This window comes from Malonomonas rubra DSM 5091, from assembly GCF_900142125.1.
GTDB classification, from domain to species: domain Bacteria; phylum Desulfobacterota; class Desulfuromonadia; order Desulfuromonadales; family Geopsychrobacteraceae; genus Malonomonas; species Malonomonas rubra.
Genome location: NZ_FQZT01000002.1, coordinates 336,727 through 348,597 on the forward strand (window position 1 = coordinate 336,727; position 11,871 = coordinate 348,597).

10 protein-coding genes and 1 tRNA gene are annotated in these 11,871 nt (G+C 48.9%); 4 read left to right on the plus strand and 7 right to left on the minus strand.

The genetic code is table 11. The features are described from left to right. Nucleotides 1–146 precede the first annotated feature (146 nt). A tRNA-Pro gene (locus BUB13_RS04370) sits at nucleotides 147–223 on the plus strand. Nucleotides 224–441: 218 nt separating this feature from the next. Here the strand turns inward: BUB13_RS04370 and BUB13_RS04375 are convergent. Together BUB13_RS04375 and BUB13_RS04380 are read right to left on the minus strand one after the other, a co-directional pair. Continuing rightward, nucleotides 442–1,050, minus strand: a complete 609-nt coding sequence (locus tag BUB13_RS04375) for a recombinase family protein (RefSeq protein ID WP_072905966.1) — start codon at nucleotides 1,048–1,050, stop codon at nucleotides 442–444. Between the two features lie 216 nt (nucleotides 1,051–1,266). Next, nucleotides 1,267–1,959, minus strand: coding sequence for a PEP-CTERM sorting domain-containing protein (locus tag BUB13_RS04380; RefSeq protein WP_072905967.1), 693 nt, complete (start codon nucleotides 1,957–1,959; stop codon nucleotides 1,267–1,269). A gap of 417 nt (nucleotides 1,960–2,376) precedes the next feature. Here BUB13_RS04380 and BUB13_RS04385 point away from each other — a divergent pair, with 417 nt between their 5' ends. Next, complete coding sequence (locus tag BUB13_RS04385) at nucleotides 2,377–3,123, plus strand: PEP-CTERM sorting domain-containing protein (RefSeq protein ID WP_072905968.1); 747 nt, start codon at nucleotides 2,377–2,379, stop codon at nucleotides 3,121–3,123. Between the two features lie 588 nt (nucleotides 3,124–3,711). Here the strand turns inward: BUB13_RS04385 and BUB13_RS04390 are convergent. Beyond that, a complete protein-coding gene (locus BUB13_RS04390) occupies nucleotides 3,712–4,140 on the minus strand; it encodes a response regulator (protein ID WP_072905969.1) in 429 nt (142 codons plus the stop codon). A 551-nt stretch (nucleotides 4,141–4,691) separates the two neighbouring features. Between BUB13_RS04390 and BUB13_RS04395 the strand changes: the two genes are divergently transcribed. Continuing rightward, nucleotides 4,692–5,360 (plus strand): helix-turn-helix domain-containing protein, encoded by a 669-nt coding sequence (locus BUB13_RS04395; protein WP_072905970.1) that lies wholly within the window; start codon nucleotides 4,692–4,694, stop codon nucleotides 5,358–5,360. A 34-nt stretch (nucleotides 5,361–5,394) separates the two neighbouring features. Beyond that, nucleotides 5,395–7,005 (plus strand): SulP family inorganic anion transporter, encoded by a 1,611-nt coding sequence (locus tag BUB13_RS04400; RefSeq protein ID WP_072905971.1) that lies wholly within the window; start codon nucleotides 5,395–5,397, stop codon nucleotides 7,003–7,005. 81 nt (nucleotides 7,006–7,086) lie between these two features. Here the strand turns inward: BUB13_RS04400 and ilvD are convergent, their stop codons facing one another. From ilvD to BUB13_RS04420, 4 genes are all read right to left on the minus strand, one after another. Beyond that, nucleotides 7,087–8,790: a dihydroxy-acid dehydratase gene (gene ilvD / locus BUB13_RS04405; protein ID WP_072905972.1), complete on the minus strand. Its 1,704-nt coding sequence runs from the start codon at nucleotides 8,788–8,790 to the stop codon at nucleotides 7,087–7,089. Between the two features lie 10 nt (nucleotides 8,791–8,800). After that, nucleotides 8,801–9,271 carry an acetolactate synthase small subunit gene (ilvN, locus tag BUB13_RS04410; RefSeq protein WP_072905973.1) on the minus strand — a complete coding sequence of 157 codons (471 nt, stop codon included), beginning with the start codon at nucleotides 9,269–9,271 and terminating at the stop codon, nucleotides 8,801–8,803. Continuing rightward, a complete protein-coding gene (gene ilvB, locus BUB13_RS04415) occupies nucleotides 9,268–11,037 on the minus strand; it encodes a biosynthetic-type acetolactate synthase large subunit (RefSeq protein WP_161947623.1) in 1,770 nt (589 codons plus the stop codon). Before ilvB ends, ilvN begins: the two co-directional genes overlap by 4 nt. Nucleotides 11,038–11,476: 439 nt before the next feature. After that, the gene (locus tag BUB13_RS04420) at nucleotides 11,477–11,764 is read right to left on the minus strand and encodes a hypothetical protein (protein WP_072905974.1); all 288 of its coding nucleotides are present in this window, start codon (nucleotides 11,762–11,764) and stop codon (nucleotides 11,477–11,479) included. Between the last annotated feature and the right edge of the window lie 107 nt (nucleotides 11,765–11,871).

Genomic DNA, 11,871 nt, shown 5'->3' on the forward strand with positions numbered 1-11,871 from the left:
TACTATTTTCTTTCACTTAAAGATTAGCAGATCAACAGCAACTTTCCGCCTTTAACGGTACAAAGCAATGAATCCAGCGGAAGAGAAACAATGATGCGAAAAAACAATTGAATTTTTATCCGCGACATGGTACCTATTCCCCCCGTCGGAGCGTAGCGCAGTCTGGTAGCGCACCTGGTTTGGGTCCAGGGGGTCGGAGGTTCGAATCCTCTCGCTCCGACCAGCTATAAAATCAACTACTTAAGCCACTCATCACTGGGTGGCTTTTTTAGTTTTATTTCACCAACAGCAATCCTGGTTGCCGTTCGGTTGCCGTTTGCTCATATTTCGGCTCTACATCAAAAAAGGGAGATGGACTATTTCTGGCTCTACATCAAAGAAAGGGGATGGCTGATTCTCCCCCAAAAGTCGTTTTCTCATTCAACTGGTGAGGTCATAGGCCTATGTTGATGGTCGGCTCAAACCTGTAAGCTCTTCTCTGGCAATCTTAACTGCTCTATAGAGGCTAGCGCGACTCATTCTGTATTTCTCGGCAAGATCCTCTTTTGAGAGGGCCCCGGTGTCAAATTCCTTAATCATCTGCCTACGTTTTTTGTCACTCAGTGCATCGATCTTCTTCTTACGCCCGAATTTTACACCTTTTGCTAGAGCAGCAGCTCGCCCTTCAGCGGTCCTGGTTGCGATCATCTCGCGCTCGAACTCTCCTATCGCAGCAAGTACGTGAAATGTTAATTTCCCAGCCGGAGTGGTGGTGTCGATTGCTTGGTCCATGACCACGAAATCGACCTTCTTTTCTTCGAGGGTTTTGGAGATCGCTGACAGGTCAGCGACGGATCGGGCCAATCGATCTAACTTTGTAACAATGAACACATCCCCCTCGCGCACATATTCGAGAGCGCGATTTAGCTCCTGTCGATTTGATGTCTTAGCGCCCGACTTCTGCTCGGAAAAAACTTTATAACAGCCATATTTCTCAAGTTTTTTCTTCTGGATGTCAAGGCTCTGCCCTATCGTTGAAACTCTTGCGTATCCGATCTTTTGACCTTCCAAGATAGCCTCCTTTTCGTGAGATAACTTTTGATAATCCCATTGAGATGATCTCTGAGACTATCTTAGGAGGCATATTTTCCGATCTCGAATCTTTGGAGTCATGAAACAAGAAGGCCGCCGGAAAAGACCCGGCGGCTTTTTTGTTATGTCACGATTTTTGAAACTAAAAAGCGGGGCTAAAAATGGCCCGCTTCATAATTTTCTATTCACACGATTTTATTCCTTCCTGCGCTTTCGTCCGTACCACGCTAAGCCGGCAAGGCCACTACCCAGAAGGAGGATCGTCGAAGGTTCTGGCACTGGCTCAGGTCCACTTCCTTCAACTAAAGTACCGAATGCCTGAAATTCACCAATAGAATAGTTCGTATCCCAAGTGGTATTATAAGCATACAGTCTTAGCATGCTGGTCTCTACGGCCAAAAAGTCAATTCTGGAATCATAATCAATTCTACCGTCATTTCTAATGTCATCACCAAGAATTGTTGAAAAATTGTCCATTGAAGGGGAGGCAGAACCATAGCTAGAGAGTATTGTAAACAGAGGATTCCACCCAGTACCGGTAAAGTACTCAACGTCATACTGATCATTATTATCTACAGCAAGTCTTACGTCATTAAGGACATACGTACTACCAAAATCGAAATAGAAAATGTCACGATTTGTTGCAAGGTTCCCACTGAAGGCTACATTGTTAACACCGTTCCAACGATCGGGCTCTGGATCAGAGTCGCCGCCATCCCACGCAGCTTCTTCAGGGAAATATCCATCCGTAATTACTCCAATATCACTTGCCCCATTTGCTTTTACGTCAATGTCTCCGTCAAGAGTTACGGCGAGATTTATTTGTGCAGCCTGAACCCCCACAGTCATTAATACGAATGCACTAACGCCCAGCAAAAAACTTCTCATGATTAGCTCCCCTTTCTGTTTAGGCAGTAAATTTTATGTGGATCAATAAGATTATATTCAACTGCAATATGTGAGCCTATCCCTAGAGAGCCGGAACCATTAAGGTTTCAGCTTTACATGCTGCCACGATCCTTTAATGTAAGAATTTCCGTCAAATAAATTAGTATCGGTAGAAAAGTGGTATCTCAAAACTGTCGAGATACCGTTGCTTACTTTCTGCCCATAAATATAGCCTTAAGGCAACTACCTGCAGAGGCTTAATGTGTTGGAATCCTTAACACTTGCGCCCCCACTCTTACGAAAGGACCTGATCTTAGCAACTTAGCTAGGGGGCATTAAGTTTGCATATTCGCAATATCTTGTTTTTCGCATATTGCGAATATCATTGATCTTAATGTGCCGACAGAAGAGGATTCCATGAGAAAAGTTTTTGTTTCAATTTTTGCCCTGAATTTATTTGCACTTAGCCCAGCATTGGCGACCAGTTTTGTAGCTATTGACAATATTAGCAATTCAACTTTAATCAGTGCAGGGGATGTTGTTTCTGGCAAATTCGACATCAACTATTTACTAGAGAATGATAGTGGTTTTTTGATGCAATATGACATAACAAGTGCATATATAAAGCTCAACTTCAGTGATTATGACCAAGTCATAGACTATCAATATCCAACATCAGCTTATAGCGTATATAATACATACCATTCACCATACTTTAATAATTACAGTTACTATCTTGAAAGAGACGGTTCAATGAAGTATAGCTATGAATATGAAGAAGTAGTCGTTGACGTTGGTGACTCTACTGAAACATATAGCACTAACTATAATCATAGCGAATACACATCAAGATGGTATGATGGAAGTTTAAAAGATTCAAATAACAATAATTATTATTACTATACTGACTATAATGTGATCCATGAAGGTTATTGGGGCTCACTTAGTGAAACATTTCAACTTTCTGATTCAGCCCTTTTGGATTTAGCCCTAGACGGTATACTCGATTTTACTGTGTCGGGAGCAGTGGGTGATATTAGTTTGCAGTCTGCTTCCCTTTATTTTGACATTGAACCAAATCCTGCCCCAGTCCCTGAACCCGCAACCTTTATCCTTCTTGGTAGTGGCTTGGCAGCACTGGCTTTTTATAGACGCCGCAGGTAGGGCACAAGGACCACATCGCAGCATCTCTTTGGTGGGGCCAGCAATGGCCCCGCTTTTTATTCGTGCTTTAGCTTTAAATTCTCTCCTTTGAATTTTGAACCTAAACCTCAAAGTCATGGAGCTGGGTTCAGATGGGGGAGTTAGCATCTCAAAATTGTCAATTTATGAAACGACCGGAGCCCAGAGAGGGAGGGGCGGGGCGAATCTCTTAGCAGTTCGAATCTGAGACCGAGTGGGCAGGCATTTTTTTATTTCCCCAAAATTTAAACTCACGGCAACGCCTTTACAAAATCTCCTCTACCAGAAAAAAAGCGGGTTGGGTCCAGGGGGTCGGAGGTTCGAATCCACTCGCTCCGACCATATTCATAACGATACCCAATAGTTATGCGTAAGAGACTAGCCCTAGTGGCTGGCCTTTTTTAGTTTCCGGGGATGGTCTGGGGCGATGAATGGCTGAAAGTGGCTCAGGGATGGCCCTTAGAGTGTCCTCTTTTGATAGCTATGGTGGGTCCGGGGCGTTCAGGGGCTGGCCCAGCCCGGAGAGAGTGTTCTGAGGCAGAGCAATAAATGGCTTAGGTGAGTCAGCTTTTAGGAAGGGACAGGTTGACGATCCACTGCCAAAAGTCCTAATTCCTCTTCCAACCATCCAAAGACCGCTTCAAAATCTAGAGGTTTGTGAAAGATTTTACAGCCCAACCGTTCTGCTTTGATCAAATCTTCATCACTCCAAGCTGCTGACATGACAGCCTTGTTGCCAAATACGACATTGCAACCTTTTTCCTGCTGCTTTTCGATAAACTCAAGTCCTGTTAAATTTGGCATTTTGATATCAGTCAGTAAAAAATCACAACAGGTGTCACGATCAGAATTTGGACATGTGAGGTCTGGCTTAGAAATAGCTGGGCAAAACGTAGGGTCCGAAAAACTCCGAACGTCGAAACCTCTTTTTGTCAGCTTGGCTGTCAAGCTAAATCTAATAAGATATTCGTCTTCAAAGATGAAAATTCTAGGCTTCATCGCAATCTCGCTTTTGTACTGGAAAAAGCAGCTCCTTCTCTTTATAGATTCAACGAGCAAAACATATACCCAGGCTCACCTTTCAAACAAAAAAAGCGCAAGCCTCAAATCACATAAAATGTAACAATCTGTAAATATTCAACTATTCTGTTTTTCATATCGCTAGATTTTCTTTAAAACTTCTACGGAAATTTTTTAGAAAATTTTATTTCAGTTCTCAACCGGACTTTTGCCATAGTCACACTGCCCGTTTCAGGGGAAATGCCCAAAAAGAAGAAGATAGATCCGAACCGGGGGAGACATTCCGAGGGTGATCCTGTCCTGACTGTTTTTCTTGACGTTCCCTGTCATATCGCCTGCATAAAGCTGCAGCCAAACCTCTCGCCTCAAGCTCACAGATGTGGCTGTTTTTTTCCTCACCAACCTCTGGCACACCGCATCTGTACCTCTGAAGCATTCGGTCACTGAAAATATTTCTACGCTGTTAATAGCTGTTGACAATAATATTCGAATACTTCACTTTAGACATCTTTGGACAAAAAGGGAAACCAATGGACAAAACATTCCTGACAGTAAAAGAGCTTGCAGCAAAACTCGGCGTTTCTGAAAAGACCGTTTATCGCATGATCAATGACAAAGCGATTCCCTTTGTTATCAAGATTGGTGGGCAATGGCGTTTCAACAGTGAGAAAGTTGAAAAGTGGATTCTGGCATCCCAGCCCGGTGGGCATGTGCAGGGGCAGACAAATTACAAGGTAAAAATTGTTGATGCTTTAGCAAACGGCCAGATTATCTACCGCACCCACGGTAAAAACAGGGATGAGGTTCTGGATGAAATTCTCGGGATGCTCCCCGGTCTGGCAGACAACGAGGCAATCGAGATCAAAAAACACATCCTTTACAAGGAATCGATCATTTCTTCATCTCTGCAGGGACTGTCGTTCATGGTTCCGAATACTGAAGCCCTCCCCCAACTTGAAAAATCGCTCCTCTTGATCGCTTTTCTGGAGGAACCGATGGATTTCAAAGCGATCGACCAGGTCGAAACGGAAGTGGTTTTCCTGCTACTTGCAGCGAATAAAACCGAACAGCTCATACTACAGACCCGGCTCAAAAGGCTCTTCATGGAAGCTGAGTTTATCAGCTTGATTAAACAGCAATTAAACCGAAGGGAACTTGTAGAAAAGATCGCAGACATAGAAAACAAACTGTTGAATTGATTTTACGTTGCCACAGGAAAGTACGGATTTCGCCATGAAAAAACTGAATTTCACAACTCTGATCGGTGATCTTTTCGGTGGAGTCACCGCCAGCGTTATTGCCTTGCCTTTGGCATTGGCATTCGGCGTAGCAAGCGGAGTCGGCGCTCAGGCCGGCATTTACGGAGCGATTGTTTTGGGCTTTGTTGCAGCACTGGCCGGCGGAACAAAGGTCCAGATATCCGGTCCCACCGGACCGATGACAATCGTTGCAGCGTCGACCCTGGTCCTTTTTCATGGTGATATCGGCCTGCTGATGGCCGTTGTCCTGCTGACCGGTCTGTTTCAGATCCTGCTTGGTCTGCTGAAGGTAGGAAAGTTTGTCAAATATGTTCCGTACCCGGTCATTTCCGGTTTCATGAGCGGGATCGGCATTATCATCATTTTGCTGCAGATCAATCCTCTCTGCGGCCTTGAGGCGGTGAGTTCCCCGCTGCAGGCTGTATCCTCTCTGACCAAAATCAGTTCTTCTTTTCAGGTAGACACCCTCTACGTCAGTCTCATTGCCCTGTTGATCGTGTTTTTCACACCGAAAAAGGTCGCGCGCATTATCCCGACCCCATTGCTGGCCCTTTTCACAGCGACAATTTTTTCGCAAGTGGCAGGCCTGAACGTCACGACAATCGGCGCAATTCCCGGTGGGCTGCCGAACCTGATTTTGCCCGATTTCGACCTGCCGCAGCTCTCCCTGATTTTATCCGCCTCCATGAGCCTTGCAGTGCTCGGGTCCATCGACAGCCTGCTCACGTCCCTGGTAGCAGATTCTCTGACCAAAACCTCACACAACCCGAACCGGGAACTGATCGGCCAAGGGCTTGGCAACACCTTGACCTCTTTTGTCGGCGGCATCCCCGGAGCGGGGGCCACCATGCGTACAGTCGTCAATGTCAAATCGGGGGGCACCACCCGCTTTTCAGGGGTGCTGCATGCGTTAATCCTGCTTGGAGTTCTGCTCGGACTTGGGCGCTATGCCGCCCTGGTTCCGATGGCCGTTCTTGCCGCAATCCTGATTAAAGTCGGCCTCGACATCGTCGATTACCGTTTTCTCAAAATTCTGCGCAAAGCCCCAAAGCACGATTTGGCAATCATGCTGACAGTGCTGATTCTAACTGTTTTCTTCGATCTCATCATGGCGGTCGGCGTTGGGATTGTGCTTGCGTCCATCCTGCTGACCATCCGCGTTACCTCCCAGGTTCGCTCGACCATCAACAATATGGAAGTTTCTGTCAGGGACAGCCATGGCTGCCAGAAATTGAATTTTGAAAAAAGCTTTCACGTCAGAATCGTCGATATCGATGGGCCATTTTTCTTCGGATCAACATCTCAACTGGTGGGCCAGGTTGGCGATATGCTGGGAACCAAGGTCGTCATTTTCAATTGTACAAAGGTTCCTTTCATCGACTTATCAGCATTTTTTGCCCTGGGGGAAATCATTCTTAAACTGAAGGAAAAGGATATTCTCCCGTTTATTGTCGTGAACGAGGCCATCAAGGCAAAATTGATTCGGCTGGAAATCGGCACAATCCTGCGTGAAAAACACTTGTTCCTCGACTTTGATACAGCCCTTGAACATGCCAGAGATCACGTGTGTAACGCCCGGCCGTAAGAGGTGGGACGCAATCAGAAAACAGACAAATATCGGCAAAGGGATCGGACAGATTACAGGGGTTTGCAGTAATCATCCGGATTAGCTGGTCACGGCTCCCTGAGACGCCGAAGACACCAAACGGGCATATTTAGACAGCACGCCGCGCTGGTATTTGTTCTCTTGCGGCAGCCAGTCCCGGCGACGCTGCTCCAACTCGCCCGGCTCGACTTTCAGGTTGAGCTGTTCCCTGGCCAGATCGATCTCGATGATGTCTCCTTCCCTTACCAGCGCAATATTCCCACCATCCTGCGCTTCCGGTGAAACATGCCCGATCATGATGCCATGGGTACCGCCGGAAAAACGCCCATCAGTAATCAAAGCCACGCTGTCGCCGAGGCCTGCGCCCATCAAGGCCGCCGAAGGTGACAACATTTCGCGCATACCGGGGCCACCTTTCGGCCCCTCATAGCGGATCACGACGATATCTTTTGGCTTTATTTCTCCGGAAAGTATCGCAGTCAACGCGTCCTCTTCGCGCTCGAAAACACGCGCCGGCCCGCTCATGGTCGCCAGATTCTTACCGCTCTGCTTGAGCACGCAGCCCTCTTCTGCCAGGTTGCCATAAAGGATCCGGATATGTGTCCCAGCCGGGGCATAGGGTGAGTCGAGCGGGTATAGCACATCTTGTCCGGAGGGTAATGCGGGTGCATCTGCAAGGTTTTCAGCGATGGTTTTACCACTAACAGTCAGGCAGTCCCCATGCAGAAAACCTGCATCGAGGAGATGCTTCATCAGCATCGGCACGCCACCGATCACATGCAGATCATTCATCAGGTAACGTCCGAAGGGTTTGAAATTACCAAGCAGTGGCACCCTGCGGGTGATCTCGGCAATATCGGTGAGGGATAATGCGACTCCCGCCTCTTTTGCCAGCGCAAGGATGTGCAAGACGGCATTGGTCGAACCACCGAGCGCCCAAGCGACGGTGAGGGCATTTTCAAACGCCTTGCGGGTCATGATCTGACGGGAACTGATATTTTGCTTGAGCAGGGCAATCATCGCCCTGGCCGAGGCAGCAGCATCGCTCCTTTTTCCCGCAGAGAGATTATTTGCCTCATCGACGGCCATATTCGACGAAGATCCGGGCAAGCTCATACCGAGCGCTTCGATGGCCGAAGCCATCGTGTTAGCAGTGTACATGCCACCGCAGGAGCCGGCTCCCGGGCAGGCGTGACATTCGATGCCGTGCAACTGTTTTTCATCGATCTTGCCGGCGGAGAAGGCACCGATCGCTTCAAAGGAGCTGACAATGTTCAACTCTTCGCCCTTGTGTCTGCCCGGCAGAATACTGCCGCCATAAAGGGTGAGACCAATCAGGTCGTTGCGGGCGATCGGCATCAGCGCAGCAGGAATGGTTTTGTCGCATCCGGACAGGGTGATCACACCGTCGACGCGGTAGCCTTCCGTCATCAGCTCAATCGAATCGGCGATCACCTCACGGCTGACCAGCGAATATTTCATCGCCTCGGTGCCCATGGAAATGCCGTCGGAAACCACCGGCGTACCGAAAATGATCGCCTTGCCACCTGCGGCTTCGATCTCTGCCTGCAGCAAGTCGCCCAGCTCGCGAATGTGGTCGTTGCACGGGGTCCCGTTGGTATAGGGGACCGCGAGGGCGATCAGCGGCTTGGCGAAATCCTCGTCACTGAAACGGACCGCTCGTAGCATGGTTCGTGCAGCAGTACGTTCAACCCAGTTGCCTTCATTACGATCGCCAGTGATCTCATTGCTGCGACGTTTCATAACCTGCTCCCTACTTTTCTAAAGCGGTCACCCCTGTTCGGGCAATTTCAATGATATGCTCCTGCCCGACTTCTTCGAGGAAAGCATCGATCCGCCGGGTCGATCCTGCGACTTGCAGGATATGGATATCCGCACTTTTCTGCTCGAGTACTTCAAAATTGTAACGACCATGAAATCCCTCCAGATGCTTTGCAGGTACTTCCATTTTCACCACGGCCACTTCTCGCCAGTAGCTATGGTCGGTATCCAATTCTTTGACCGAAACGACCTCGGTGAACTTCTCCAGCTGCCTGATCACCTGCTGAACCTTGGCATCGTCATCTTCTTTCAGCGTGATGGTCATCCGGCTGATTCCCGGTTTACAGGCAGAACAGACAGTCAGAGTATCGACGTTGTACATTTTCTTGCGGATCAGCATCGAAACCTTGTTGAGAACACCGGGACGATTGAGCATAAAGGCCAGGATTGCGCGACGTTTCATGACTGCCCTCCTTCTTCCACTGCATTCTCTGCGGGTTCTTGCCCCGGGTGCTTCACGATCATGTCGTCGAAGCCGCCACCGGCAGGAATCATCGGCAAAATGACTTCACCCGGATCGCAGATAAATTCAAGCACGATCGCGCCTTGATGATCGATCGCCTGCTGCAGTGCAGGCTTAACATCTTCCAGTTTTTCAACCTTGCGATACGGAAGGCCGTAAGCCTTTGCAATCAGGCCGAAATCCGGACTCTGCATCGGCGTCCCGGCATAGCGACCGTCAAAGAAAAGGGTTTGCCACTGGCGCACCATGCCGAGATATCCGTTGTTGAGGATAAGAATCTTGACATCGAGCTGCTGCTCCATGATGGTACCCAATTCCTGAGCGTTCATCTGGAAACCACCGTCACCACTAATCGACCAGACCCGCTCATCCGGGCGTGCCAATTTGACACCGATTGCCATCGGCAACGAGGCCCCCATGGTCCCGGCGCCGCCGGAGGAGAACCAGCTGTTTTCGGTCTGAAAATTATAGAAACGGGACGCCATCATCTGGTGCTGGCCAACATCTGGCACGATCAGGTCTTTGCCTTCTGTCAGATCGGACAGCCTGCTGACAATCGCCTTCATCAGCAGTTTTCCATCAGCACCGACACCGGTTTCGATCTCCTGACGCAAATCCTCTGCCATCACCTGGCGGTAACCCTCAATCTTGTCCAGCCAGCGGCGGCGCGGTTTGTAAGTGAGCATCGGGTCGCCGGCCAGAACGTGCAGGGTCCGGTAGACATCGGCGTTGATTGCCACTGTGGTGCCAACATTTTTGTTGATCTCGGAGGCATCTATCTCGACATGAATCACGTCGGCATTCTGCGCGTACTCGTTCAACTTGCCGGTGACGCGGTCATCAAAGCGCATGCCGAAGGAAATCAACAAGTCCGCTTCCATAATCGCCCGGTTCGCTTCGACAGTGCCATGCATTCCCATCATACCGAGATGGAGCGGATGATCTGCCGGGATTGCCGAGAGTCCATGCATGGTCGAGGCAATCGGAATATTCACCTTTTCAGCAAACTGCAATAATAGCTTTCCGGCATTACTGTTGATAACGCCATGACCACAGAACATAACCGGTCGTTCACTGCGATTGATGAGATCGACCGCCTGCTGCAAGGGTTCGCGCGCCGGGGTCGGATGATAAAAGAATCCGGGCAATGCCGGTCGATAGCTTTCGGCGTCGAACCTATACTCGTCCGGCACCTGCTGGTTCTGCACATCTTTCGGGATGTCGAGAACGACAGGGCCACCCCGACCGGTAGTGGCGACATAAATGGCTTCGTGGACGGTACTTTCGACGTCACTGGCATCAAGCGGCATATAGGTCTGCTTACTGATCGGCATCATGACACCAACAACGTCACTTTCCTGAAAGGCATCCGTTGCGATCACGCCGGTGGCGACCTGCCCCGTCACCGCCAGAATCGGCACCGAATCCATGTAGGCATCCGCCACCCCCGTGACCAGGTTCATCGCTCCTGGCCCGGAAGTTGACATGCAAACCCCGATCTGCGGAACTTTATTTGAACGCGAGGCCCGCGACAGCCCTTGAGACATAAAAGCTGCCCCTTGCTCATGACGTGACATGACAAAGTTGAAGCCCCCCAGCTTGTCCATCTCATCAAACACCGGCATAATTGCACCGCCGGTATAGCCGAAAACATACTTGACGCCTTTATCTTTCAGCGCTCGCAACAAAAGCTTTTTACCTGTCATGATGACCTCTTTGTCCGACATGAAATTGATTTTCAGGTTAAACGATAGCGAATCATAACAAAACAAGTCATATATTGCACTCACAAAAAAACATATATTCGGAAATTCATATCTAGCCGAAATGGCGCGTTATAAATTATTTTACCTCACCCTTCTGCAGAGAGCGATTTATCTGTTATAATTTGTTTACCTCAAACAGCAAGGAGGAAGACGTTATGCCAGTCTCTGATCCACCAGGCCAGTTAGGGGAAGTGCCATCAAACTGAATAGGAATATAATAGCGGATCAAGTTATGAGCTGATCCGAGACCGGTTCCCACGACGGGAACACGCAAAGAGAAAAAATTAAACGACAAAACGCCCCGGCAGATTACGGGGCGTTTTTCTGTTTCATCAATGATATGTATGAGATCGGCAGCGTTTCAAGTCAAAGGTATTTTTCACAGCTCAGCCAGAACGAATCCTTCACCAGCAAACTGAACATTGACCGGGTCGTCAGCCCGCGGTGGCGAGACTGCATGCACCCCTTCACAGATCGGGCAACGCCCGACAAAAGTTGTCAGCACAAAGGGGGCACTGCAGCCGCCACAAAACACCTCCAGACCGCCATTGGGAATCGACCGCTCCCTGAGAGAACCGCCATGCGCCTGGGCGACAAACACGACCAACTCCCTGCCTTCGGCATAGGGGCCCGAACCAACGACATGTCCACATCCACAATTGCTCATACTGACGACTCCTTGCGATAAATGACAATCTCGAATAGAAACTTGATACTGCGTGATGTATCGAAGGCTACATTCGGGTCGCCAATAAAGATATGACGCAAGTCAAT